Source organism: Sinobacterium caligoides, assembly GCF_003752585.1.
GTDB classification, from domain to species: Bacteria; Pseudomonadota; Gammaproteobacteria; order Pseudomonadales; family Sinobacteriaceae; genus Sinobacterium; species Sinobacterium caligoides.
In genome coordinates this window covers 991,033-1,016,409 of the sequence record NZ_RKHR01000004.1, presented here as the reverse complement: position 1 = coordinate 1,016,409, position 25,377 = coordinate 991,033, and the positions used below count along the sequence as shown (strand labels likewise).

The 25,377-nt window shown below is 51.7% G+C and carries 19 protein-coding genes; 15 read left to right on the top strand and 4 right to left on the bottom strand.

The genetic code is table 11. The annotated features are described in order from the left end of the window. Window positions 1-37: 37 nt before the first annotated feature. Window positions 38-739, top strand: coding sequence for a DnaA regulatory inactivator Hda (hda, locus tag EDC56_RS11115; protein WP_123712575.1), 702 nt, complete (start codon window positions 38-40; stop codon window positions 737-739). A 68-nt stretch (window positions 740-807) separates the two neighbouring features. On the opposite strand, the gene EDC56_RS11110 is transcribed toward hda, so the two are convergent. Further along, entirely contained in the window at window positions 808-3,927 is a 3,120-nt protein-coding gene (locus EDC56_RS11110) for an efflux RND transporter permease subunit (protein WP_123712574.1), read from the bottom strand. After that, on the bottom strand, window positions 3,924-5,114 hold the full coding sequence (locus EDC56_RS11105) for an efflux RND transporter periplasmic adaptor subunit (protein WP_123712573.1): 1,191 nt from the start codon (window positions 5,112-5,114) through the stop codon (window positions 3,924-3,926). The genes EDC56_RS11110 and EDC56_RS11105 overlap by 4 nt, the downstream gene beginning before the upstream one ends. Window positions 5,115-5,410: 296 nt before the next feature. Between EDC56_RS11105 and EDC56_RS11100 the strand changes: the two genes are divergently transcribed. The 9 genes from EDC56_RS11100 to EDC56_RS11060 all read left to right on the top strand — a co-directional run bounded on the left by EDC56_RS11100 (window position 5,411) and on the right by EDC56_RS11060 (window position 16,958). Further along, complete coding sequence (locus EDC56_RS11100; protein WP_123712572.1) at window positions 5,411-6,763, top strand: spinster family MFS transporter; 1,353 nt, start codon at window positions 5,411-5,413, stop codon at window positions 6,761-6,763. Window positions 6,764-6,996: 233 nt separating this feature from the next. Beyond that, the gene (locus EDC56_RS11095) at window positions 6,997-9,180 is read left to right on the top strand and encodes a molybdopterin oxidoreductase family protein (RefSeq protein WP_123712571.1); all 2,184 of its coding nucleotides are present in this window, start codon (window positions 6,997-6,999) and stop codon (window positions 9,178-9,180) included. 58 nt (window positions 9,181-9,238) lie between these two features. Continuing rightward, complete coding sequence (locus EDC56_RS11090; protein WP_123712570.1) at window positions 9,239-11,107, top strand: DmsC/YnfH family molybdoenzyme membrane anchor subunit; 1,869 nt, start codon at window positions 9,239-9,241, stop codon at window positions 11,105-11,107. 178 nt (window positions 11,108-11,285) lie between these two features. Then, entirely contained in the window at window positions 11,286-11,666 is a 381-nt protein-coding gene (locus tag EDC56_RS11085) for a hypothetical protein (RefSeq protein WP_123712569.1), read from the top strand. 150 nt (window positions 11,667-11,816) lie between these two features. Beyond that, window positions 11,817-12,608 carry a tetratricopeptide repeat protein gene (locus EDC56_RS11080; RefSeq protein WP_123712568.1) on the top strand — a complete coding sequence of 264 codons (792 nt, stop codon included), beginning with the start codon at window positions 11,817-11,819 and terminating at the stop codon, window positions 12,606-12,608. Between the two features lie 480 nt (window positions 12,609-13,088). Further along, the gene (locus EDC56_RS11075; RefSeq protein ID WP_211333652.1) at window positions 13,089-13,796 is read left to right on the top strand and encodes an AzlC family ABC transporter permease; all 708 of its coding nucleotides are present in this window, start codon (window positions 13,089-13,091) and stop codon (window positions 13,794-13,796) included. A gap of 1 nt (window position 13,797) precedes the next feature. Next, on the top strand, window positions 13,798-14,112 hold the full coding sequence (locus tag EDC56_RS20095; protein WP_123712567.1) for an AzlD domain-containing protein: 315 nt from the start codon (window positions 13,798-13,800) through the stop codon (window positions 14,110-14,112). Between the two features lie 386 nt (window positions 14,113-14,498). Next, window positions 14,499-15,704: an NO-inducible flavohemoprotein gene (gene hmpA, locus EDC56_RS11065; protein WP_123712566.1), complete on the top strand. Its 1,206-nt coding sequence runs from the start codon at window positions 14,499-14,501 to the stop codon at window positions 15,702-15,704. Window positions 15,705-15,776: 72 nt separating this feature from the next. Then, window positions 15,777-16,958, top strand: coding sequence for an HPP family protein (locus EDC56_RS11060; RefSeq protein WP_123712565.1), 1,182 nt, complete (start codon window positions 15,777-15,779; stop codon window positions 16,956-16,958). 3 nt (window positions 16,959-16,961) lie between these two features. Here EDC56_RS11060 and EDC56_RS11055 read toward each other — a convergent pair whose 3' ends face one another. Both EDC56_RS11055 and EDC56_RS11050 read right to left on the bottom strand, forming a co-directional pair. After that, window positions 16,962-18,785: an MOSC N-terminal beta barrel domain-containing protein gene (locus EDC56_RS11055; protein ID WP_123712895.1), complete on the bottom strand. Its 1,824-nt coding sequence runs from the start codon at window positions 18,783-18,785 to the stop codon at window positions 16,962-16,964. Between the two features lie 273 nt (window positions 18,786-19,058). After that, window positions 19,059-20,822, bottom strand: a complete 1,764-nt coding sequence (locus tag EDC56_RS11050) for an alkaline phosphatase family protein (protein WP_123712564.1) — start codon at window positions 20,820-20,822, stop codon at window positions 19,059-19,061. A 145-nt stretch (window positions 20,823-20,967) separates the two neighbouring features. On the opposite strand from EDC56_RS11050, the gene EDC56_RS19465 reads away from it, so the two are divergent. The 5 genes from EDC56_RS19465 to EDC56_RS11025 all read left to right on the top strand — a co-directional run bounded on the left by EDC56_RS19465 (window position 20,968) and on the right by EDC56_RS11025 (window position 25,332). Next, window positions 20,968-21,123, top strand: coding sequence for an intracellular growth attenuator family protein (locus tag EDC56_RS19465; protein WP_162844158.1), 156 nt, complete (start codon window positions 20,968-20,970; stop codon window positions 21,121-21,123). Window positions 21,124-21,248: 125 nt separating this feature from the next. Continuing rightward, window positions 21,249-21,893 (top strand): biofilm formation regulator BacA, encoded by a 645-nt coding sequence (gene bacA / locus EDC56_RS11040; protein ID WP_123712562.1) that lies wholly within the window; start codon window positions 21,249-21,251, stop codon window positions 21,891-21,893. 18 nt (window positions 21,894-21,911) lie between these two features. After that, window positions 21,912-22,607, top strand: a complete 696-nt coding sequence (locus EDC56_RS11035) for a PspA/IM30 family protein (RefSeq protein ID WP_123712561.1) — start codon at window positions 21,912-21,914, stop codon at window positions 22,605-22,607. Between the two features lie 45 nt (window positions 22,608-22,652). Then, the gene (locus EDC56_RS11030; protein WP_123712560.1) at window positions 22,653-23,342 is read left to right on the top strand and encodes a DUF1449 domain-containing protein; all 690 of its coding nucleotides are present in this window, start codon (window positions 22,653-22,655) and stop codon (window positions 23,340-23,342) included. A gap of 37 nt (window positions 23,343-23,379) precedes the next feature. Further along, window positions 23,380-25,332: a flotillin family protein gene (locus EDC56_RS11025; RefSeq protein WP_123712559.1), complete on the top strand. Its 1,953-nt coding sequence runs from the start codon at window positions 23,380-23,382 to the stop codon at window positions 25,330-25,332. Window positions 25,333-25,377: the final 45 nt, after the last annotated feature.

Below are 25,377 nucleotides of genomic sequence, written 5' to 3'. Positions count from 1 at the left end.
TCCAACAGTAGATGTGGGAGTTGATGACAGGCCCTAAATGCAGCAGATGACATTGGCGATGGGGTTGGGTGACGAGCCTAGCCTAGACAACTTTGTGACCGGTGATGGTAACCGCCTAGCGTTGGCGGCGGTGCGTGAGCAGGTGACGCCGCAGGGCGAATGGTATCTCTATCTCTACGGTAATGAGGGTACCGGTTGCAGCCATCTATTGAAGGCGGCGTCGGCGACAGTCAATGGTCAGTGTGCCGGTGCGGCAATCTATATCGACCTGTATGCGGCCATCGGGCGGCAGCCCCGTGACTTACTCGATGGGCTAGAGGATATTGAGCTCGTCTGTCTCGATAATATGCAGGCGGTGGCTGGGCGCGATGATTGGCAGGAGGGTTTGTTTCATTTTTACAACCGCTGCCGCGACGGTAATGGTGCCAAGTTGTTGTTGGCGGGTAATAGTACGCCGCAGCGTCTTGGCTTGAGCTTGGCCGATCTGGAGTCGCGGCTGAGCTGGGGCATTGTCATTCAGCTGCATGAGCTGGCCGATGAAGAGAAGCTTGAGGCGTTGCGCTTGCGCGCCGTTGAGCGCGGTCTGCAGCTCAGTGATGAGGTTTGCCACTTTGTGCTGGCAAGGGCGCCGCGCCATATTGTTGAGCTATTGGCGGTGCTCGAGCGCTTGGATCAGGCCTCGTTGCAGGAAAAGCGCAAGATTACCGTGCCTTTCGTCAAGTCGGTGATGAACTGGTAGGTCGTCGGGATCTGGAGATAAAAAAAGGGCGCCCTAGGGCGCCCTTTTTTATTGCTGCGTTGACGAACCTAGCTCGTACTCACCTTGTTTCCCTTAGTCTTATCGCGGGCGTTCTGGATCAGATAATACAGCACCGGTACTAGGATGGTGCCGATCACGGAGGCGGCGATCATGCCGCCGAAGATGGCGTAACCAAGTGAGTGGCGACTCTCGGCGCCGGCACCGGTGGCGATGACCAGCGGCAGGGTGCCAAGGATAAAGGCAATCGAGGTCATCAGTACTGCACGGAAGCGCAGCTTGGCGGCGGTCACCGCGGCCTCGAAGACGCTGGCCCCCTCGGCGTGCAGATGACAGGCAAACTCCACCACCAGGATGGCGCTCTTACAGGCCATGCCGATCAGTAATACCATGCCGATCTGGGTGTACAGATTCATCTCTGAGCCGGTGATCACCACTGCTAATAGAGCGCCGAAGATGGCCACCGGTACTGACAGTAACACCGCCACCGGAATGCTCCAGCTCTCATATTGTGCGACGAGGAAGAGGTAGGTGAAGAGAATCGCTAGCGCGAAGATGATTGGCGCGAGGTTGCCGGCCTTGATCTCCTGGAAGGTCTGCCCGGACCAGGAGTAAGTGTAGCCATCGGGTAGCTGGCTCGAGGCGCGCTGGATGGCCTTGATCACGTCGCCGGTACTGTGACCGGGGGCGGGGAAGGCATTCATCTGTGCCGAGGAGTACAGGTTGAACTGGCTAATGTACTCAGGCCCGAGTACCGGGTTGATTTTCACCAGTGTACTCAGCGGTACCATCTCGCCCTCGTTGTTGCGCACGTGGAAGCTGATGATGTCGTCTTCGGAGTTGCGGTATTGCGTCTCAGCCTGCAGCATGACGCGGAACACCTTACCGTAGCGGTTGAAGTCGTTGACATAGCTGCCGCCGAGCATTGTCTGCAGGCTGGCGAATATTTCGTTTAGGGGGATGCCCTGAGTCTTGGCCTTGACGCGGTCGACATCGACAAACATCTGTGGCACGTTGGCGCGGTAGCCGCTGAAGGCCATGGCAATTTCAGGCTGGCTGTTGAGGTTGGTGATAAAGCCGCCCATCACCTGGGCAAGCTCTTGCGGGCTGCGCCCAGCGGTATCCTGCAGGTTAAACTCGGCACCACCGACGGTGCCGACACCGGGGAGGGCGGGCAGCGAGAAGGCCATCACCTGGGCACCGGGGAACTGGCTATTGAGCAGGCGATTGATGCGATTAACGATGGCCTTTTCTTCGAGTTCTGGTGACTGGCGGGCCTCCCAAGGGTCGAGCACGACGATCATTAGGCCGGCATTAGAGGAGACGGTCTGCGAGATGATCGAGTAACCGGCGACGCTGATGACGTCGGAGACGCCCTCGACATCGGCGGTCTTCTTGAACATCTCCTGCACTTTCTCATTGGTGCGGTTGATCGATGAGCCGTCGGGCAGCTTGATATCGACGAAGAAGGCCTTCTTGTCTTCCTGTGGTACGAAGCCTGCGGGTACTTTGCTGACGATACCGCCGGTAGCTGCGAGCATGGCGACAAAGGCGAGGGCGACGAATAAGGAGCGACGCAGCAGGATCTTTACCAGACCGGTGTAGTTAGCTGTTAGCTTATCGAAATAGCGGTTGAAGTGGGCCTTGTAGCCGCGCGTGTGTACCTTCGGGGTGCGCAGCAGAGTGGCGCAGAGCGCCGGGCTGAGAGTCAGCGCGTTGACCGAGGAGATCAGTACGGAGATACAGATCGTCACCGAGAACTGGGCGTACATCTTGCCGGTGATACCGGGCATAACGGCGGTGGGCGCGAAGACCGCCAGTAATACCAGCGTAGTGGCGAGAACGGGGCCGGTCACTTCCTTCATGGTTTTAATTGTCGCTTCTTTCGGTGCCATGCCATCTTCCATGTGGCGAGTGACGTTCTCGACGACCACGATGGCGTCATCGACGACGATACCGATGGCGAGGATCAGCGCAAACAGCGACACCGTGTTCAGCGACATGTCGAAGAGCAACAGGAATAGGAAGGTGCCGATCAGTGAGACCGGGATGGCAATCGCAGGGATCAGTGTCTGGCGAGCATCCTGCAAGAACAGGAAGACCACGAGGATGACTAGGACGATGGCGATCAGCAGGGTTTCGTACATCTCGTCGATGCTGGCCTCGACGAAGTCGGTGGTGTCGTAGAGGACGTCGTACTTTAGCCCTTCGGGGAAGTTCTTCGAGAGTCGCTCGAGCTCGGCGCGAACACCGTTGGCGACTTCGAGGGCGTTGGCGTCTGCTGCTTGGTTAATAAACAGCAGGGCGCTATCGTGGCCGTTGAGATAAGCTTGAGCGTCATAGGCGAGGGCGCCGAGTTCGATGCGTGAGACATCGGAGAGCAGGACGCGACGACCATCGTTCTCAGCACGTAGCACGATATTGCCAAACTCTTCCGGAGTTTTTAGGCGGCCCTGGGTTTGCAAGGTGTACTGGAAGCGTTGGTCGCTGGCGACGGGGGCGGCACCGATGCGGCCGGCGGCGACTTGGATATTCTGTTCTTTAATGGCCTGCATCACATCGGTGACAGTGACGGAGAGGGCAGTCATCTTGTTGGGGTCGAGCCATAGGCGCATGGAATAGTCCATGCCGCCAATCACGGAGGCCTCTGAGACGCCGGGCACGCGGGCCAGGTTGTTCTTGAGGTTGATACCCATGTAGTTGTTAAGGAACAAGTTGTCGTACTTGTCGTCGGGCGAGTAGAGGTTGATCGCCATCAGGATACTGGGACTGACCTTCTTGACGTTCACGCCCTGGCGCTTGACCTCGTCGGGCAGCTTGGCCATCGCCTGTTGTACTCGGTTGGAAACGTTGACCTGCGCCATGTCGGCGTCGGTACCGACATCGAAGGTGACGCTGAGGTTGTAGCTACCGTCGTTGGCGCTCTTAGAGCTCATGTAGATCATGTTTTCGACGCCGTTGACCTCGGACTCGATCACTTGGGCGACGACGTCTTTGACGATCTCGGCACTGGCGCCGGGATAGCTGGTGGTGACATTAACCTGCGGTGGCGCCAGCTCGGGGAACTCGGAGACCGGCAGCGAGGGAATGGCGAGCAAGCCCATCAGCGTGACGATGATGGAGATGACGAAGGCAAATTTCGGTCGATTGATGAAGAATGCGCTAATCATAAGGGCGCGCCCTCACTCTGGGCGGGTTTCTTTGCGCCATCGCCGCCCTTGTCTTTGTGTTCGAAGGGGAGGATGTCCTGGTAGCTGGCCTTGACCTTGGCACCGGGGCGAATGCGTTGTAAGCCCTCAACTACGACGCTCTCGCCCGCCTTTAGGCCGCTCTTCACTTCCCACTTGACGCCGTAGCGGTGACCCAGCTTGAGCAGGCGTTTCTCGATCGTACCATCGGCGCCAACGACCATCACGAAGCGGCCTTCCTGGTCTTCTTGTACGGCTTGTTGTGGTACCAGTACCGCCTGCTTATCGACAGCGGTGGCGATTTGCACCTTGACGAATTGGCCGGGTAGCAGCGTGTTGTTCGGGTTGGCGAAGGAGGCGCGCAGGCTGAGGGTGCCGGTGGCGGCATCGACACGGTTGTCAAAGAAGTCGATGTGACCGGTCTGGTCGTAGTACTTCTCGTTGGAGAAGCGCAGGCGCACGTCAAGCTTGGTGAAGTCGGGTGTCGAGGCGAGCTGGGTCTCGGTCAGCTGTTGGGTCTCGTTTAGCTTGGCCTCGGAGATCTGGAAGGTGACGCGAATCGGGTCGAGCTGGACTAGGGTGGCTAACTTGCGCTCGGGTGTGACCAGGTCGCCCTCGGAGACGAGTGCTTTGCCGATACGGCCGCTAATGGGCGCGGTGATCTCGGTGTAGCTAAGGTTGAGCTGCGCCTCTTCCAGCGTTGACTGGGTCTCCTCCAGTTGATTCTTCGCCTCGAGACGACGGGTGAATAGCTTGTCGTAGTCGACGCGGCTGATGGCGCCGCTCTTGACTAGCTGCTCGCCGCGGCGGTAGTTACGCTCGGCTAGGCTGTAGGCGGCTTCACGCTGCTTCAGGAGCGAGGATTGTTGCGCGACATGCTGCTGGTATTTCTTCGGATCGATCTTAAAGAGGATGTCGCCCTGCTTGACGTCGCTACCCTCGGTGAAGTTTCGCGATAACAGCAACCCCTCGACACGTGAGTTGATACTGACATCTTCTGAGGCCTCGGTGCGACCGACAAACTCTTGGCTGGGCTGGATGACTTCCAGCTGCACGCGGTTTGCGACAACAGCGGTGGGTGGTGTCTGTGGTGCCGGTGATTTGCCATCGCAGGCGCTTAACAGTAAGGCGAGGCCGAGGCTGATGCCTGTTATTTTCAAAAGATTCATACAAGGGTCCGTTAAGTGGCAAAAAACCACAGAGAGTGGCGTTTTTTTGCTCTATGTCTGTTTTTGTCAACTGGTTTGGCAATAGAGCGCTGATGAAGCAGGGGTACAGCGCACATTTTAACTATTTCGTAATGATTTACCTACCCCTAATTTTTCGCTTACGGGCGGCGGTGAGCCGCCTAAAGGGAGGACGTCACATGAGCTTGGCCGAATAAAGCGGCAACGATTATCGCTATAGGCTGTTACTCTTTGGGCAATTAAAAATAACAACGTTTACACGGATTCGTGAGGCCACCATGTCAGACCCTGCACCCCTAGTGAAAGTTCCAAAACAATATTACCCGGCCAGTAACATGGCGAATAAAACGTTGGCGCTGCTGTTTGTCGCTTATGTGTTGTCGTTTATCGATAGGCAGATTCTCAGCGTGTTGATTGGGCCGATTCGCGAGGCCTTCTCAATCAGTGACTTTCAGTTTAGCTTGTTGCACGGATTTGCTTTCGCTATTTTCTATACGGTGCTCGGCCTGCCGATTGGCTGGGCGGCAGACCGCTTTAACCGCAAGCGTATTATCATTTTCGGCGTCTTCTTCTGGAGTATTGCCACCTGCCTGTGTGCCTTAACAAAGAATTTTTCAGCCCTCTTTGCGGCGCGGGTCGGTGTCGGTGTCGGTGAGGCAGCACTATCACCGCCGGCCTACTCGATGCTGAGTGATTACTTTAGCCCCGAGAAACTGCCGGCGGCGATGGCGCTGTACTCCATGGGCATTACCATCGGTGGTGGCCTAGCTTATATAATTGGTGGCGGTGTCTATCAATACTTTGCCAGCCTCGGGCCGATACTGTTGCCGGTGGTCGGTGAGCTGCAAGCTTGGCAGCTCACCTTCGTTGCCGTCGGCGCACCCGGTTTTATTGTCGTGTTGTTACTCGGTTACATCGATGAGCCGCCACGCCTCGGTCGGGTCAATAGTTCTGCCACGAGTACGCTTGCCGGTATTGAAGAGGTGTTACAGCATCTGCGCCGGTTTAAGCGCGCCTATCTAGGGCACATCGTCGGGGTGTCGATTTTATCCATCGTTGGCTATGGCACCATGGCTTGGTTTATCGAATTTCTATTTCGCAGCTTTGCCATGAGCAAGGCCGAGTCGGGTGGTATCTTTGGTGGCATGTTTATCGTCATCGGCAGTATCGGTACCTTCGCTATCGCGGCGCTGACACGTCACTTGGCGCACCGCGGCTACACTGACGCCAGTATGCGTATTATTATGATTGTGGCGTTGGCGATGATTATTCCGGCAACGCTGTCGCCGTTGATGCCGACAGCTTATCTGGCGTTGGCACTGGCGAGCGGCACCATCTTTTGTCAGTTTGGTTACTTTGGTGTGGCGACGGCGGCGTTACAGTTGATTACCCCGAATCAGATGCGCGCGCAGGTGTCCGCGCTGCTGTTATTTGCTACCAACCTGATCGGCCTCACCATCGGTCCGGCGGTGGTCGCTTTCTGTACCGACTTCATCTTCCAGGACGACAGTAAACTCAATTACTCCCTGTCGTTGGTCGTCGTCATCTTCGCGCCCTTGGCGGCGCTGGTGGTGTGGTCGGGACTGAAAGATTTCCGCCGCGCGCTGGCGGCGCGTGCGTCATGGCAGTGAGCGATGGTTATGGGGCGCTAGGGGCTTGGCACAATAATTGAATGTAACAAGGTAAGAATAATGGTACTCACCAGTTATAACCTAATAACAAGGGGGCTGGTGAATCGCAACGGGCGATATCGGAATAAGACTGCGCACCGAAATGGTGCAAGCGCACTCAAAAAGAAGCAGCATGTTAACCGATTTATTGCCCCGTTTTCGCACCCATAAGTTGATACCTTGGAGAGAGCAGAATGTTATTTGGCCGCAAAAAGAAAAAGCCGATTGTGATCGCTGATAAAAAGGTGCAAGAGTGGAAGTACGCCGTCTGTGGCTACTGCTCTACCGGCTGTTCATTGGAAGTTGGTGTTAACGAGGCGGGGCGCCCAGTGGCGACACGCGGTGTCGGCGATGGCAAGGTGAACCAGGGTAAACTGTGTATCAAGGGGATCTTCGAACACGAGCTGTCGGAGTCTTCTGGCCGCGGCGATAAGCCGCTGATGCGCGATAAGATCTACGATGATTATCGCGAGGCAAGCTGGGATGAGGCGCTGGATAAGACGGCCAGCGAGATCAAGCGTATTCAGCAGAAGTACGGTCGCGACTCCGTTGCCATTGTCTCTACCGGTCAGCTGATGACTGAAGAGTTTTATACCCTCGGTAAGTTGGTGCGTGGCTGCATCGGTACCAATAATTACGACGGCAATACCACACTCTGTATGGCCTCCGCAGTCTCGGGCTATAAGCGCTCTTTCGGTAGCGATGGTCCGCCGGGTTGTTACGAGGACTTCGAGCACACCGACTGCCTGATGGCCTTCGGCTCGAATTTGCCAGAGCAGCACCCGATCATCTACTGGCGCCTGAAGGAGGCGATGGAGAAGCGCAACTTTCCGCTGATCGTCGTCGATCCTCGTGTCACCATGTTCGCCCAGTTTGCCGATATCCACCTGGCGATCACCCCGGGTACCGATTTAGTGTTGTTGAATGCCCTGGCCCACGTCATCCTCAAGGAGGAACTGCAGGATCAGGATTACATTGACGCCCACTGTAACGATTATGAGGCCTTTAAGGCGATGGTCGAGAAGTACGACCCGACCACGGCGGCGAAAATTTGCGGTATTGATGAGGACATGATCCGTCACGTCGCACGGATTTACGGCAAGGCCAACAGTGCCATGAGTATTTGGACCATGGGCATCAATCAGTCGACCCACGGTAGTGACGGCGTCTGCGCGATCAACAACCTTAACCTGATTACCGGTAATATCGGTAAAGAGGGCGGTACCAGTCTGTCGATTACCGGTCAGTGTAATGCCATGGGCACTCGTGAGTGGTCGGCGTGTTCCGGTCTTCCTGGCTACCGCATGCTGGAGAAGGAGAAGGACCGCAACGAGATTGCTGAGTTCTGGAATGTCGATGCCGACTTCTTCCCGCCCAAGGTGGGGCTCAAGGAGACCGATATCTTCCCGGCCATCGAGTCGGGGCAGATTAAGGCGCTGTGGATTATCGCCACCAACCCGATGACCTCGATGCCGAACCTGCCGCGTATTCGCAAGACGCTGGAAAAACTCGAGTTCATGGTGGTGCAGGACGGCTATCGTGATGCCGAGACCACCCAGTACTCACACGTTTATCTACCTGCGGCGGTCTGGGGAGAGAAGGAGGGGGTGCTCACTAACACCGAGCGTCGTGTCAACTTGGCGAACCAATTTGTACAGCCGCCGGGAGACTCGAAGTCGGATTTGTGGATCTTCAATCAGTTGGCCAAGCGCTGGGATGTTAGTCAGCAGATGAGCTTCCCTAGCGTGGCCAGTGATGTCTTCGACGAGATGGCTGAGCTGTCTAAGGGCGATGGCCGCACGCTGCATATCTCCGGGATGAACCACAAGTTGATCGAAGAGCAGCGCGGCATTCAGTGGCCGATGAAGGAGGGCGAGAGTGAGGGGAGTAAGCGCCTCTACACGGATGGTCACTTCCAGACTCCGAATGGTCGCGCCAACCTGATGGCGATGGACTATATCGAGAACAACGAGGTGCCCTGTGAGCAGTTCCCATTTTGGATGAACTCCGGGCGCGTAGTTGAGCACTTCCACACCCGCACCAAGACCGGCAAGTTGGGTAACCTGAACAAATACAGCCCGACGCCGTACATGGAGATCAACCCCGACGCGGCTGAGAAGATGGGTATCCGCAGCATGGACTATGTGCGCTTAGTCAGTCGTCGTGGCGATGCGGTGGTGATGGCGCAGCTGACACACCGGGTGCCGCGTAACATGGTCTTCATCCCCTTCCACTTCCACGACTGTGTCAACCACCTGTCGCTGGGGCTGTTGGACCCTTACTCGCGCCAGCCTGCCTTCAAGCAGTTCGCCGTGAAGATAGAAAAAGTAGATCAGCTCGAGGCTGCGCAGCTCAACGCCAGCCGTCGAACCTTTTAATGTTGCTAATAGCTTTCACTATTTAGCCTGATCTCGTTTAAAAAAATTAGAGGTACGTATGTTTAAAGTACGCGACAACGAACCAAAATACGCTCTGCTCAACGACCCCGAAATGCAGGCGGAAAACACCTACGGTTTAGCCATCGATTTGCTGGAGCGCGCAGGCAAAGATGGCGATGACAATGCCATGGTCTGCAAAGATCGCTCGATGGGTATTAACGGTGAGGATTATGTCGGTGACAACCCTAACCGTAACAAGCAGCACGCCTTCCACTTTACCGCCGATAACTGTATCGGCTGTCACGCCTGTGAGGCGGCCTGTAGTGAGAAGAATGATAACCCGGCGCATTTAGCGTTCCGTTCGGTTGGTTATGTCGAGGGCGGGACTTACCCCGACTTCCGTCGGATGAATATCTCGATGGCCTGTAATCACTGTGATAACCCGGTCTGCCTGAAGGGCTGTCCCACTAAAGCCTATACCAAACACGTGGAATACGGTGCGGTGTTGCAGGATCCTGAGACCTGCTTTGGTTGTGGCTACTGCACCTGGGTCTGCCCTTACAATGCACCGCAGCTCGACCCCATCAAGGGGCAGGTGTCGAAGTGTAATATGTGCGTCGATCGTCTCGAGGTTGGCTTGAAACCCGCCTGCGTCGCCGCCTGTCTCGGTAACGCGCTGAACTTTGGTGTGGTAGAAAATACGCCGGAGAATCGCACTCAGGCCAAGATCGATCTACCGGGTTTCCCAGATACGTCGATTACCAGCCCTAATATCCGCTTCCAACAGGTGAAGAGTATGCCCGACGTGGTGACTCGCACCGATGGTGCGCCGGTTAAGTATCAGAAGCAGGACGACGGTGGCTATCAACCGGTGGTCGATCAGAAGAAGGGTAAGCAGCGCTTCTGGAATCTCGAGCGCCTCAGCTCTCGCGAGAATCCATTGGTGGTGTTTACTATTGCCGTACAGATGGCGATCGGTGGTTTTATCGCCAATTTTATCGGTAATAAGCTAGGGCTTGAGGCATTTACAGCCCTGAGTAGCTCGGCGCTCTATGTGCCTTTCTTGTTGTTGTGTCTCGGCTTAGTTGGTCTCGGCCTGTTGATGACGACGATCCATTTGGGCAAGCCGATGCGCTTCTATCGTGGTTTTAATAATCTGCGTTATTCGCCGGTTTGTCGCGAGGGGCTCGGTATCATGTTGTTCATGGTGTTTGCCGGTTTGCACATGCTGTGTAAATTACCGGAAAACGCCGTTGCCGCAGCCTATCTGCCGGCGCTGGCCGACCTTACCGCTGTCGCCGATGTATTCGGTGGCTTGGCGATTGCCGCGGGTCTTACTGGTCTCTACTACATGTATCGCTGTTATCGCATCAAGGCGCGCCCGTTTTGGGATCACTGGCAGACGGCGACCAGCTTTATCGGCACCGCTGCCTGTTTTGGCGGCTTGGCGCTATCGTTAGTGGCGGTGCCTGTGTGGGCCTATCTCGGTGAGTCTTATTTAGTGTTCCTGCAGACCTCGGCGGTGATGATGGTGGTCGGTATGGCGCTGGAGGCATTAGGCCTATTTTGTCATGCTAACGCGATGAACCACGGTAATCACGAGGGCGGCGCGTCGCACTATGTACAGTGCACCACCTTTGGCAAGACCTATATGTTGCGTAATGCTTTGCTGGTGGTGAATGCCTTGCTCATTGCCGCCCTGGCGTGGTCGGCAGTCGATGGCGTGTTGGCGCTATTGTTGTGGGGGGCGTTGGCGTTATCGGTATTGCTTACTGCGGTGATCGGCCGTGCGCTGTTCTATGTGCTGGTGATTCCTACCACTATGCCAGGTGGTTTCTTCTGGAAGAACAAAGATTTTGAGCAGCATGCTCGCGATATCGGTCTAGCCGATATGCCGCAGGTGGGTGTGGTGCCGCTGGCGCATTAACGCCGTTGGCGCTCATGCGCCAGCGTGACTATCACAGCCCTCGCTCGCTGCCGAGCGGGGGCTTTTTTTACCCCGTTTCTGCTTGCTTGTAGGCTTTTGTGCGGCAAGCGTGGCGGCGGCGGGCGAATTTCGCTAAGCTCGGGTAATTGTTAGGCAGTAAGAGAGGGTGTGATGCGCTATGGAGATATCTCGTAATCAGTTGCTGGCGCGGCGGGTCGTCGTCGGTCTGCGTTACTATGAGCACGGCCGTCAGACGTTGCTGGATGAAAAGCTGTTCTACGGAGTCGTGGTTAAGGTGATGGAAGATGATGGCATTGTTATCGAGGTGGCACCCGATAGCACACCGTTCACTCTGCCATCGGATATCAGTAGCTGGCATCTGGCGCCGAAGGCGAGTTTTGTGGTGCCGGGTTTAGCGGATGATGTGGTTGATCCCGATTATTTGGTGCGCTGGGATATTATTCGTGGCGCCGCCGATGTCGAGGCTGGAGAGCACGAGTGGTGGGAGTGGCAGGCGGTGATTGAGCCGTTATCGATCGAGGTGGAGCGTCATCACTGAGTGGTCTGAACGTGGCTATTGGCTAGGCTGTATACGGCAGTTTGTGGGTGCGTACTAACTTGCTCGGTGTTGTTAGAAAGGCTTTGAGTGCCGGCTAGTGCGCAATGTGGCGACGGCGGTCAGCGATAGAAGTAAGAAGAGGTAAAGACTGTGGCACTATGGGATAAAATCAAACAGCGACTAGGTGGTGCGAAGCCTGCGTCGGCATGGGCGGTGCGTGATATTGTTGCTCCTAGTGGTCCGCTATTAGTGGCCGAGCAGGCATTTTGTCAGCAGTATAATGAGTTGGCGACAGAGCCTGCCTTCGAGCTCTGCCTCGAGCAGGCCGAGGCGGGCATTCGGGCGGCACAATATTTCACCGGCTTATTTTTTGATAGTGGCAATGCGGGCCTGCAGGACTTTGTACGAGCGCGAGACTTCTACTATCGCGCCGCGTTACAGGATAGCCCGGAGGCGCAATATAATTTGGCGACGCTGCTGATGATGGGGCGCGGTGGTGATCAGGACTTGGCGCAGGCCTTCGCCTGGTATCAGTGCGCGGCGGAGAACGGCATCGCGCAGGCGCAGTTTAACTGCGGCAGCATGTTAGATGAGGGGTATGGCGTTAAGGCAGAGCCTGGACAGGCGCGGCATTGGTACCAGGCAGCGGCGCGACAGGGTTATCCACAGGCCTGTCAGAATATGGCGGCAAGCTGTTATGAAGCTAACGAGTTTACCGAGAGCTATGCTTGGGCGATGTTAGCGGCGGCGGGTAAGGTCGATGGCGCGGACCAGCTATTAAGTTTGTTAGCAGAACAGCTTAGTCGTGAAGATATTAATGCTGCCAAGCAGTGTGGCGATGAGTATTTTGCGCTCTATGCGCCTGAGTTGCGTCGGCAGGAAGGCGGTGTCGCTAGCTTTGATCCGAATGCAACTGAGGTTGTTAATACGACCTTGTTATAGTTTTCGCTACTTATTTTCAACAGAGGCTTAACTAGTACAGCCTTATGTGCCACATAGTGTATGTGCGAATACTTGTGTCCTAGAGGCTGTGATTGTGGCTAGTGTTTTGGTCAACTAGCGATAGGTCGGCTTTGCAGAATATTAAATTCTAGTAACTATTTTAAGCCTTACTTAAAGGGTATCGTTTGCCGTGAAAATAATTAGGGCAAGGAAGGGGATGCGTTTGAGTTTTTGGGTGTTTTTTTAATTTCTTTAGTCGCTATTTTTTAAAGCCTAACATTAAGGTTTTAGTGTTAATGATAGACTCAACTCCGTTTTTAGTCTCGCTGTTTTCAGTTGCTTAGCTGTTGCGAAGCTTTTGGTGTCGCGCCGCTGTCTCGTTGTTTTTATTTTGAAGATTTCGCATGTTTATTGTTTTATTTTGCAATTTAATGATGCCATGAGTGTGTGGTATTTAGGTGCTTATCTAGGGAAAGGGAAATGTTGGAAGAAAAAATGCATTATCAACCGAAGCCGTATTGCTATGATGCGATCTTGGATATATTACCGCTTTCGATCGCGGTGCTACCGTGGGGCATACTTTGTGGATCCCTGTCTATAGAGGCAGGTCTGTCGCCGTTTCAAGCCCAGCTGATGTCGTTACTTGTCTTTGCGGGGGCGGCACAACTAGCGGGGCTGACGATAATGTCGGCAGGGGGCTCTTTGGTTTCGTTGATTGGATCTACCTTTGTGATCAGCTCTAGGCATGTCTTGTATTCAGCGGTATTTAGAGAGGAGGTGAGAAGGCTGCCATGGCATAGACGGGTTGTTATTGCGTTTTTATTAACGGATGAGATGTTTTTAGTCACAGAGTCGTTAAGGAAAAAAACTGGTTTTTTTTCTGAAAAATATGCAGTGGCCTCAGGGTTGACGTTTTATATCCTTTGGAATGTATCGACGTTTATTGGTATCGCGGCAAGTGAGTTGTTTCCTGATATTCATGAGTATGGCCTTGAGTTTGCGATAGCGGCAACGTTTATCGCGATGATAGTTCCTGCGATTAAGTCCAGATCGACATTAGTTGCGGTTGTTGTGACGGCGCTAGCATCGTTAGTTTGTCATTATATGAAGGTACCTGGAGGGCTGTTGGTCTCGTCGGTTGTCGGTATGTTGGTGGGGTATAAGTTGGGCGCTAGGGAGGCGAAGTAGAATGCTCTATACACTTTATATTTTATCAATGTCGGTAGTTACTTTTTCTGTCAGGTATATTTTTTTCTCTCGCTCAGTCTCTGTGCAGCTTAGTGAGAATGTTAAGCGTTTCCTCTCCTATACCGCGCCATGCATATTAACGGCGATGTCGGCGCCTATCGTCTTTGGTTCTGTCGATCAATACCCTTCTTTCGTGCATGATCCCTATTTGATCGCGGGGCTCGCTGCTATTGCTTTAAGTTTTTATGTTAAGAATACGCTTCTTGTCGTTGTGGTTAGTATGTCGTTTTTTGAAATTCTAAGATTTTATTGCTGATTGCGGTAGTTAGTGACAAGGAGGTCACAGCGTTTTGTTTGGGGGTAGATCAGGTGGCCGTTGATCAGTAGTTTTCGCTAGTCTGTCGCTGAAGATGTGATGCCGTAGCCACGAGGGTATTTTTCGTGAGGCTGACTACTGTGGGGCGCTATTCGGAGAGCGAGAGCCTTGTTGGGTGTTAATCTTTTTGGGGATAGACTACTTGATTTGCCGCTGTCTAAAAGATCTATTGTAGTCTATTTAACATACTGGTTGTCGCTGTCAATTAGACTCATTCAAAAACTAATAGATACTTATCAATGCCTTATATGTTGGCATGTTTGTTGTAATGCACTAGGTAGTTGCAAGTAAAGTTGTTTGCATCATACCGAAGGAGAATTGCATTAATGTCATTAAACCAACAGACCATCGAGATTATAAAGAGCACCGTTCCGGCCGTAGCCGCTCATGCCGAAGAGATTACCGCACACTTTTACCCGCTGATGTTTGAGTCGTTTCCGCAGGTGAAGGCCTATTTCAATCAGAGTCACCAGCAATCTGGTGCGCAATCAAAGGCGTTGGCTGGGGCGGTGGTGGCTTATGCGGCTAATATTGAGAACCTGCAGGTACTGTCTTCGGCGGTCGATCGTATTGTCAATAAGCACGTGTCGCTGGATATTCGCCCCGAACAGTATGAGATCGTGGGTAGCTGCTTGTTGCAGGCAATTAAGGCTGTGCTGGGTGAGGCGGCAACAGATGAGGTGATTGCAGCCTGGGGTGAGGCCTACTGGCAGCTCGCCAATCTATTGATCGATGCCGAAGAAGAGGCGTACAAAGCGGGCGAAGAAAAGCCAGGGGGCTGGCGTGGTGAGCGCAGTTTCAAGGTTGAGAAGAAAGTGAAAGAGAGTGATGTCATTACCTCGTTCTATCTTCGACCAGTCGATGCCGGCGGTGTACCAGAGTTTAAGGCAGGGCAGTATTTGGGGTTGGTGTTGACTATCGATGGCGAGACGATGCGACGCAACTATAGCTTGTCAGACGCACCCAATAAAGATTACCTGCGCATCAGCGTCAAGCGAGAGCAGGGTGGTTTGGTCTCAAACTACTTGCATGACGATGTGCAGATTGGTGATGAGTTGTCACTATTGCCTCCGGCGGGTGAGTTTGTCGTTAAGGAAAGTGATAGGCCGTTAGTCTTGGTGACTGCGGGGGTTGGCGTTACGCCAGCGATTAGCATGCTGAATCACTGTGTGAAGACAGGCAGGAAAATCCAATTTATTCATGCGGCGATTAGCTCAAAGGTGCATGCGTTTAGACAGCATGTCGACGCCTTGGCTAAGCAGTTTAGCAATGTGAGTAAGTGTTATGTTTATAGCGAGCCGACGAAGACCTGTGAGCCCGATGCAACTGGTTTTGTGGGTCTGCCGTTATTGCGGGAAAAGTTAGCCGGCAATAGCGAGGTAGACTTTTATTTTTTGGGCCCCAAGCCCTTTATGGTTTTGATGAATCAGTATGCTCATGATTTGGGTATTGCCGAGGAAAATATTCATTTTGAATTCTTTGGTCCGTTGGAAGACTTGCAGCTGGCTAACGTTGATGAAAAGGCAGCTTAATTTTTTAAGCTTTATCAAAATGAGTTCAAGCCATATTTAGCGCTGATTAATCGCGTTTAAGCAGGGAAGATAATGAAAATAATACAGCGTAAGTTATCCATGTTATTGGCTGTGCCCGCGGGACGCGGCAGCCAGTATTTTATCGTTACCACCCTCACAGCTTTCTGCTGTCTACTGTGTGTGTCGTTGGTCGCGCTGTCGATTAATGATGTGAGCGTGGGCGGTGTTAGCGCGCCAATGGTTTTGCCTTCAATGGGGGCGGCAGCTGTGTTGATGTTTGCAGCGCCGAACAGCCCTATGGCTAAGCCGTGGGCTTTTATTGTCGGTAATATATCCTCAGCTATTGTCGGTGTTACGGTCTATCAGCTGTTGGGTGATTCGGTTGTTGCGGGGCCGCTAGCGGTAGGGCTGGCGATCGCGAGTATGCATGTTTTGCGCTGCCAGCATCCGCCGGGTGGGGCGACTGCGCTGATTGCGGTGCTCGGTGGCGAGCAGATTTATGCGTTAGGTTATGGCTATGTGGTGATGCCGGTGGCGATTAATATAGCTGCCTTCATGTTTGTGGTCGTCGTGCACCGGCATTTGTTGTTCGTTCTTGCAGAGGGGAAAAAGCGAGCCGAGTTGCTCGGTAGTGTATTGTCTGATGGGGCTCGCTATGAAGAGGTCAAGGTTTCAGAGTTGTATCAAATAGAGGATATAAAACAGGCGCTGAGGCTGCAGTCGATTTATATTGATGCTAGCCCAGCGCAGCTATCGCTAATATTTCAAGCCAGCCTGCAGCAGGCAAGGGGTCGTAAGCTGGGGGAGCGCTGCTGTGGTGAAAATATGATTGGTGAGGATGCAACGATAGAATATGGTGCAAGTCTGTTGCAGGCTTGGGAGATTATGTGTGAAAAAAACTATGACTATCTCGTTGTCGTTAATCGGGCTAGGCAGGTAGAGGGGAAGATCACCGCTGCGGCAATTATTGCCATGATAGAGCTTTATGGGGGGAGCGAAACTGATGGTGAGCCCATTAGTTTGGGGCGGGTGTCGCCACAGCGTTTAGAGCTGCGGCTGAGAAAAGTTATTGCTCCCTCCGGCAAGCTACATAGTGCAAGGCCAGAGGTTGTTGGTCAGCTAATGGAGGCGATTAGTCGATGTAATCGTCATCAGCTGTTGTCGACGCTGGAGTCTGTTGATCAAGCAGTCGCTGTGGTTGATGCAGATGATCGTTTTATCGGCTGTGTTAATAACACTCTGTCTTGGCTGTGACCACTATTGAATGAGGTTGATGTCCGTTTGTGGTATCGAGCAACAGCTCAGAGCCATCCCCTGTTCGCTATCTGCAGCGGTTAGCGCCGGCGCCGGTGATCGGCTTACTTCTCCCTGTGTGATTGTTACTTTACAGCGCCCGCATAACCCGGCACGGCAGCCGTTGTTAATCTCCAGCCCTTGGCTTTCTATTTGATCAAGCAGTGGCTGCTGGTTGTTTCCCGTGAACTCTGTGCCGTTATAGTGGATTTTTACTGTTTTCTTTTTACTGGCAGCTTTTTGAGCAAGGAAAAAAAGTTCTTGGTGGTAGTGACTTTCGGCAAGACCTGCGGCAAGTAGCAAAGACTTTGCTTGTTCCGTGAACGCTTCTGAGCCGCAAACAAAAGCGTTGCAGTCGGTAATATCGCCGGCAAGCGCTAGGTGTTCTGCGCAAATGCGGCCACGCATGCCCTGGGTTGGTACGGAGGGCTGCGTGAGTATAATATGGATTTTAATATTTGGCTGTTCGGTATCGATTGCCGCTAATTCGTCGGCGCAAGGTATATCTTGCTGGTCGCGACAGTAATGATAAAAAATGATTTCATTGGTTGAGTGATGGGCGATAGCATCGCGAACGATGGACAGCATCGGTGTTATGCCGCTCCCCGCTGAAATTAATAACACTTTACCGTTGTGTCGCAGAGGGTCAAAGTAGAAATCTCCGCGTGGTTGTTGCGCTTTAAGTTGATCGCCCACCTGTAAGTTATCGTGTAGCCAAGAAGAGGCTACCCCCTCTTTGACTCGCTTGACTGAAATAGCATAACGATTTTGGCTAGGGCAGGATGATAGTGTGTAGCAGCGTGAGGTAGATGCTGATGCTGTCGTGGGTATCGTCAGTGGCAGGTGTTGCCCGGGCAGATAGCTTGGAAGCTTTTGGCCATCAGTGCGGGAAAAGTAAAATGTTTCGAAGTCGTTGGCTATTGATTCTCGGCCAACACAGCTTAGCTGCAGCTTGGCCGCTGTATCGCGATAAACTTCAGGTTGACGATATTCTAGCACTTCAATGCTATCGCCTTGTTTGATCATGCCTTCTTTAACGACGATAGCGTTCATGCCAAAGTTGACGTTACCGGCCGATTTTTCGTCAGTGCGAAACGACATTAATGTCGCTAACGGTTCGTTCGCGGGATCACGATGAGCGTCATTAGGGTTAATATTAATGAGCACGCAACGGCTGCAAGGCGCTTTGATTTCAATTTCAACATCACCTATTCGCAGGCGTTTCCAGCTATCTTCAGTAAATGCCTCGACACCGGTTACGATCAGGTTGGCGCGAAACCGGTCCATGCTCTGTTGTTCGTGGCAGCGTGAGTTTAGTGACGCCAATGAAGCTTCAGAGACAATCATGACAGGAAAATTATCGGCAAAGCTTACTTTAACCTGTGCTTTTCCACCTACGCGCTGACTTTCTTCGCCGTTATAAAGTAGCTGGGCAGGCTGTCCAATGATTTTTTCGACCCACTCGTTAGCTTCTTGAGTGGTTGAAAATGCTTGAAATTTATCATTCCAAACGGCGGTATTGGTTGGTTGTCGCTGTAGTTCAACAAAGGGTAGTGTTAGAGGAGGGAGATCGGGGTAGGAAAAGACAATGCTTTCGGTTTTGAGCGTTGTGGTGATCAGCAGTAGCTGTGGGTAGCGGCGAGAGGTGATCATGCTGCCATCCATGAGTGTGATCATAAAGCGTCGATCAAAGCTGAGTCCGGCAGATTCGAGCCAAGCCTGAGAGAGTGATAAGCCCTTGGCTGATTTAATAGGGAATACATTAATTCGAGCAAGTTGTCCTGCCACAATAATCTCCAATAAAAGCCTTAATAATCAGCGGCAATGTAAAAAAACCACTGTAAAGCTCTAAAAAATAGAAGGTCGTATCATAGGCCTCTTTTTTTGTGGAAAAAACATCTTAGATCAAGGGGGGGTAGTAAAGTTGGGGGGGCTTAACGGATGAGGGGGGGAACTGGTGGGTAAAAGGGTAAGCAGGGCAGGTTGTATCTGTTGGTGGGCGCAGGCCTTGGGGCCCTCCTATCGTGAGGAAATAGGAGGGTTTTCTTTTCTGGCGGGATGTTAAGGGTTCATCATTCCTGGCCAGGTGCTGTTATTGGTGGTGGCCGGGTAGCCACTATCGGCGCGGTTTTGGCTGACGTTGTAGCGGATATAGCGTTGACCTGTTAGAAAGATGTAGGCCCTGCTGTCGCTCCAGCGGAGAGCTGAGGTGATGTTTTCCGCGTGGCTAGCAAGGCCGGGCCATGTGGTGTCGTTTACCGCTTGTGGGTAGCCCTCATCAGCGTGATCGTTCTTTAGGTTGTAGCGAATATATCGTGCGTTATCGAGGAAGAAGTAAACATCATCACCGTTGCCGCGCAGCGTGGCAATAATGTTGTCAGCATAGTCCTCCAATCCAGGCCAGGTGTTAGCATCGACGGCTTTAGGGTAGCCAGATAGCGCCTTATCGCTATTGATGTCGTAGGCAATATAGTCGCCATTGTTTAAGAAGAAGTAGGCTGTGTTGGCGTCTTTGTGGAAACTGGCAACAATCTTCTCACGGTAGTCGCCTAGTCCAGGCCAGTTGCTGTTAGTGGTGACTCTAGGGTAGTTATCGTCAGCCTTGTCGTCAGTTTTATTGTAGCGAATATACTGGTTGTCACTTCTGAAAAAATAGGCGCGAGTGGTGTTCCAGTTTAGCGCAGCATTGATATCTAAAGAGTAGGCCCGGTAGGCGGTAGGGTTGTTGTTTAGTTCGACTACGTAGTCGATTATCCCTGAGCTGTCTCCGCTAGTGTCGTCTTGCCAGTATTGCTGATTGGCGGCTACGCTGCCGGCAAATTGATTGTTTCTGTATATGTTGGCTTCTTTGCTGCTATCGCTGACCCAGCTGAGGGTGTGCTGAGCGCCGGGCGTTAATTTTCTAACGCCAATATCCCCGAGTAGCGAGGGGCCATCCAGCTTCCATTTGTTTTCTATCTTTATGCCTAGGTGGGTAAGTATGGTTGGGGTGATGGAGGTTTGCGCTGTGTAGTTGTATAGGCCTGAGAAGCCTTGGTTTTCACCGGCAGCGGTACTGGAGAACTCTTTGTTCAGTGGCTTATTGGTGGCAATAAAGACGGTCTTCTCGCTAGCTGTTTGGGCGCCATGGCTATAGCCGGTGGTGCCTTCTCTACCGTGGTCGGTGGTGACAATGACTAACCAGTCGTCACCAGTGTCTTGTTGCGCAGCCTCCACGGAGTCGAGAATCTGTCCAAGCTGTCCGTCTGCGGTGATGATACTGTCATTATATTTTTTGCTAAACCCATCGCTGTGGCCGACGTGATCAGGATCGTCGAGGTGGGCAAAGATAAAGTCTCTGCCATTGTTGATTTCCGCGATGGTGGAGCTGGTTACGCTGGTATCGCTAAGCCCTTTTTTGGCTACGGCAATGTCGTCGACATCGTTACTGAAAAACTGGCTATGGATGGGTGACCAGTTAACAAGAGATGCCTGTGTTAAGTTGGGCTTTGCTGTGATGATTCGGCGGAATATGCTTGGAAAGTCCTCGCTAGCATGACCTGAGCCGTTAGATATGACCTGGTGTTTGTTGGCCCAGACGCCGGTGAGTATTGTGGACCAGCCAGGGCCGCTGGAAGTGCCTTGTTCGCTGTAGTCGCCAGCGATTCCCCCGGTGTAAGTCTTTTTGATCGTAAGGCGATGGAAGTTGGGGGTGTCTAGCGCCTGCATTTTCTCGTACTGAACGCCATCGATGCCTATGAGAATGGCCTTTTGGGCGGCGAAAGAGCTGAGCGGTATAGCGGAAACGGCTAGGGTGAACCCTAGTTTTAATAAATTATTTTTCATCGTTGCTTTCCAAATGCTATTAATTGGTATTTTTGTAACTGGATGCGCGGATGATTGTGGCGGTTGAATATTAAGGGAGTGTGAAGTTTTTTAAATTTTATTTTTTTTAATTGATTGTGTTTTTTTTAACTGCGGTTAGCTTTTTGTGGGCTTTATTTTTCTTGCTATGTTGTGCTTTGGTTTTTTATTGCGGTGGAGTTGTTGGTTGTTGGTTGTTGGTTGTTGGTTGTTGGTTGTTGGTTGTTGGTTGTTGGTTGTTGGTTGTTGGGGGTATGAGGAAGTTATCTTGTGTGGCTGGTAGGTGGGGTGTCGCTGTTGATCTTGTGCGCCTCTTTGAATGTTGGTTTTGCTGTCTGATTCAAGTGTTGCTTATGTGTTACATGTAAGCTCGTTGACATGTTACATGTAATGGCATATATTTATTTCATGAAAGCAAAATCATCAGCACATTATCAGCGTGAATACAGAAAGCGTCTTCGTGATCAGGGACTGGTTAAGAAGGAAGTGTGGATTCTCCCGGAGAATGCCAAGCAACTTGCAGTGGTCGAGAAACAGTTTCGACGACTTGCAGGCGAAGAAGAGTCAATAGGAGTGAGTAGAATGACAGATAAGACTAAAAATTGGACAACAAATAGTCTGTATGAGGCTTTGCAGGAGGTAGAGATTTTTGTCAGCGGTGAGGCGACGGTGGAATTGATCGATGGTGTCTCGCCTGCTTTACATGTCATCATGACTGGTTATGGTGATCTGCCGATCTTTGTGACGGTCGTTGGCGATCAAATTATCGCTGAGGCGATGTTGTGGTCGGTTGCCGAGGTAGCCGATGTTGCGCTGTTCAATGAGGCCGTGTTAAAAACACATAAGTATTTCCCGTTGTCGACCATTAGCCTTGATCGAATTGTTCATGATTCGGCCGGTCACAGTAGTGATTTTTATCATATGTTTGGAGCCTTGAGTTCGACGTCGATTTTGCCAAATATCGTCTTTGAAATCGAGACATTGGCGAGCAATGTTATTCATGCAACTGAGGCCTATAGTGAGTTTTTATCAATTCCGGTTGAGGCCAGCTAATAAGCAAGGAGTAGATCAGTGAGTATTTGGGCAAAAATGATGACCGCCTTACGGGGTGGTGTAAATGAGGCGGGTGAAGCAATTGTTGATACTCAGGCGCTAAGAATTTTAGACCAAGAGGTGCGAGAGGCTTCTGAAGAGCTGCATGAATCAAAAGGTAGCTTGGCTGAGATCATGGCTCACCAAAAGCTAGCGGAAGAAAAGTGCAAGGACTATAGTCGCCAAATTGAGCAATTTGAAGGCTATGCCTTGAAAGCGCTAGAGAAGGGTGATGAACCGTTGGCGCGTGAGGTGGCGGAAAAAATCGCTGATATAGAAAATCAGCTAAAGCAAGAGAAGGATGTCGAGACTGGCTATGCTGCCAGTGCCAATAAGTTGCGCCAAGCAATCAAACAGGCGGAGCGAAATATAAAGCGTCTGAAGCAGCAGGTCGACACGGTTAAGGCGACAGAGAATGTTCAGCGAGCTCAAGTCGCTGTGGCAGATCGTTATAGTGGTTCGCAGTCTAAAATGCGTACAGCCATGGACTCGCTTGAGCGAATAAAAGAAAAGCAGGCTCTAAAGGAGGCGCAACTGTCAGCTGCGAGTGAGTTAGCTGAAGATGCTAGCGGCGACTCGCTGCAAGAAAAGTTAGATGAGGCGGGCATTACCTCGACTACACGCAATGCTGATGATATTCTGGCGAGAATAAAAGGGGGCAAAGCATCGGGCTAGGGGGTGTGGCAGCACCTATAATAATACTAACGATAGGGTTTAAGCATGTTTGCGATTTTACTGACTGAAGGTATGGACCCGTTCTATCAGAACATCGCATCATTTCCTACAGTGTTTTTCACCTTCTTTTTGCTGATGAGCGCCTTGTACTGGCTGGTAGCGGTGTTGGGTTTTGTCGACCTTGATATCCTTGATATCGACATTCCAGATGCTGACGGTGAGTTAGGCGTTAATTCCACGAGCAACCTAACAAATCTAGATACGCTGGCAGGTTTGATGTTGCGCTATGGGCTCAACGGCGTACCGGTCACTATTATTCTCTCCATAATGACACTTTGCGGATGGTTAATTTGTTATTACATGGTGCACTTCTTGTTTCAGTTCGTTGAGCCTGGATTTTTTCGTTATATGGCTGGGCTGCCAGTGCTGGCGTTTAGTCTCTATGTGTCAGTACAGCTTACTGCTTTTATTATTAAGCCGCTGAGGCCTTTGTTCAATAAAAGTCAGCAGCAAACGGTCAAGTATATCTTGGGTCAGTCTGCGATCGTTAGAACGTCTCGCGTTGATGGTGAGTTTGGTGAGGCTGTACTAGAAGATGGTGGTGCAGGACTAATATTAAAGGTTAGAACGAGAGGGGGGGAGCGCTTTACTAAGGGTGATCGAGTGGTCCTTCTTGAGTATTCCAAAGAGAGAAATTCTTATAGCGTTATTTCTGAAGAAGAATTCTCTAAGTAATAAAATTAAATTATAAAAATATAAACGGAGTAAAGTTATGGCTGACTTGTCAGTTTTGATGCCTGTTTTCACTGGCGCCGCAATTTTTTTCGCTATCCTGATGGGAATGGCAATACTATTTAAATCTTTTTATGTCAAGGTTGAGCAGGGAACGGCACTGATTGTTAATGATATGAGTACGAAGCCTAAGGTGCATTTCACTGGCGCATTAGTTTATCCAATTATCTATAAAAAAGAATTGATGCGCATCTCTCTCATAACGCTAGAGGTAGACCGTCGCGGCAAAGATGGACTGATCTGTAATGATAATATGCGTGCGGATATCACTGTCGCATTCTATTTGCGCGTCAATGAAACAACTGACGACGTATTGAAAGTTGCCAAGTCTATTGGCGCGGGTCGTGCTTCTGATCGTGAGGCGGTTAATCTTTTATTTAATGCTAAGTTTTCTGAAGCCTTAAAAACAGTCGGTAAACAAATTGATTTTGTAAACCTGTTTGAGAATAGGCAGGAGTTCCGCGAAAAGATTATTGAAGTTATAGGTGATGACCTAAATGGCTATGTGTTAGAGGACGTTGCCATTGACTATCTAGAGCAAACGCCAAAGGCATCGCTTGACCCAACAAACATACTTGACGCCGAAGGTATTAAGAAAATAACCGAGCTGACGGCTGAACAAAATATCCGCACCAATATCTTAGAGCGTGATGAAGAGCTGGCGATTAAGAAAAAGAACGTAGAAACTGTTGAAGCTATGTTAGAGCTTGAGCGACAGCAGTCTGACGCAGAGGCGAAGCAGGAGCGTGAAATAGCCACCATTAGGGCGCGTGAAGAAGCTGAGACGAAAAAAGTGCAAGAAGAGGAGCGCCTGAAAGCAGAAGCTACCACTATTCAGGTTGAGCAAGACTTACAGGTACAGACAGAGAACCAAAAACGTGAGATTGAGGTTGCCGAGCAAAATCGTCAGAGAGCGGTGGCGATAGAAGAAGAGAAAGTAACGCGTGCTAGGGACTTAGAGATTGTCTCGCGGGAACGTGAGGTTGAGATACAGCGCATCGAGGCCGAAAAGGCAGTAGAAATCGAGAAGAAAGAGATTGCCAATGTGATACGAGAGCGGGTGGTTGTCGACAAGACTGTCGCTATCGAGGAGGAGCGGATCAAAGAGGTGCGTGAGGTATCTGAGGCTGATCGAGCTAAGCAAACTCAGGTGTTAGCGGCAGAGGCAATTGCCGAAGAAGATAAAGTGAAGCAAGTGAAGGCTGCCGAGGCAGAAGAGCAGGCGGCGAAGCATAAATCGGTAGAAATCACCACGCTTGCTCAGGCAGAGCTCGAGGCTGCAGCGAAAGAGGCAGATGCCAAGAAGAAGATGGCTGAAGGAGTACAGGCGGAGCGTGCTGCACCAGGGCTAGCTGATGCTAAGATCCAAGAAGCCAAGGCTGACGCCCTCGAGAAAGAAGGTTTTGCCGAGGCCAATGTTATCAAGGCGAAGGGCGATGCTGAAGCTGATGCGTTGCTTGGCACAGGTAAGGCACAAGCTGATGTGACGGCGGCACAGGGTGACTCAGAGGCGAAGGCTGCTCGTGAGATTGGTTTGGCTAATGCGGAGGTTACACGAGAGCAGTTCAAGGCAGAGGCTGACGGCCTTGTGGATAAGTTTGACGCGATGAACAGCATGAGTGAGGATGCGAGATCGCACGAAGAGTACCGCATGGGTCTTGAGACGGCACTGAAAGAAGCGCTGGCCTCGATAGACGCGGGTAAAGACATTGCGAAGGAGAATGCAGAGGTTCTGTCTGTCGCACTGCAAAAAGCTAAGATAGATATCGTCGGAGGTGAGGAACACTTCTTTGATAACTTCGCCAAGTCGCTTTCAATTGGTAAGGCGGTTGATGGCCTAGCAGGGAAGAGCGGTACGATTGCTGCGTTGATAAACCGCGTGATAGAGGGGAAGCCTGTCGCTGCGGCGAGTAAAGACAGCGCTGAGGTATAGCGCTATAGCTAGCCAAGGGGAGCACGTCTCCCCACTCTTTATACT

What these genes read in the sequence shown, in the direction of transcription:
- hda (WP_123712575.1), top strand. Translation starts at nt 38, where the DNA reads ATGCAGCAGATGACATTGGCGATGGGGTTGGGTGACGAGCCTAGCCTA.
- EDC56_RS11110 (WP_123712574.1), bottom strand. Translation starts at nt 3,927, where the DNA reads ATGATTAGCGCATTCTTCATCAATCGACCGAAATTTGCCTTCGTCATC.
- EDC56_RS11105 (WP_123712573.1), bottom strand. Translation starts at nt 5,114, where the DNA reads ATGAATCTTTTGAAAATAACAGGCATCAGCCTCGGCCTCGCCTTACTG.
- EDC56_RS11100 (WP_123712572.1), top strand. Translation starts at nt 5,411, where the DNA reads ATGTCAGACCCTGCACCCCTAGTGAAAGTTCCAAAACAATATTACCCG.
- EDC56_RS11095 (WP_123712571.1), top strand. Translation starts at nt 6,997, where the DNA reads ATGTTATTTGGCCGCAAAAAGAAAAAGCCGATTGTGATCGCTGATAAA.
- EDC56_RS11090 (WP_123712570.1), top strand. Translation starts at nt 9,239, where the DNA reads ATGTTTAAAGTACGCGACAACGAACCAAAATACGCTCTGCTCAACGAC.
- EDC56_RS11085 (WP_123712569.1), top strand. Translation starts at nt 11,286, where the DNA reads ATGGAGATATCTCGTAATCAGTTGCTGGCGCGGCGGGTCGTCGTCGGT.
- EDC56_RS11075 (WP_211333652.1), top strand. Translation starts at nt 13,089, where the DNA reads ATGTTGGAAGAAAAAATGCATTATCAACCGAAGCCGTATTGCTATGAT.
- EDC56_RS20095 (WP_123712567.1), top strand. Translation starts at nt 13,798, where the DNA reads ATGCTCTATACACTTTATATTTTATCAATGTCGGTAGTTACTTTTTCT.
- hmpA (WP_123712566.1), top strand. Translation starts at nt 14,499, where the DNA reads ATGTCATTAAACCAACAGACCATCGAGATTATAAAGAGCACCGTTCCG.
- EDC56_RS11060 (WP_123712565.1), top strand. Translation starts at nt 15,777, where the DNA reads ATGAAAATAATACAGCGTAAGTTATCCATGTTATTGGCTGTGCCCGCG.
- EDC56_RS11050 (WP_123712564.1), bottom strand. Translation starts at nt 20,822, where the DNA reads ATGAAAAATAATTTATTAAAACTAGGGTTCACCCTAGCCGTTTCCGCT.
- bacA (WP_123712562.1), top strand. Translation starts at nt 21,249, where the DNA reads ATGAAAGCAAAATCATCAGCACATTATCAGCGTGAATACAGAAAGCGT.
- EDC56_RS11030 (WP_123712560.1), top strand. Translation starts at nt 22,653, where the DNA reads ATGTTTGCGATTTTACTGACTGAAGGTATGGACCCGTTCTATCAGAAC.
- EDC56_RS11025 (WP_123712559.1), top strand. Translation starts at nt 23,380, where the DNA reads ATGGCTGACTTGTCAGTTTTGATGCCTGTTTTCACTGGCGCCGCAATT.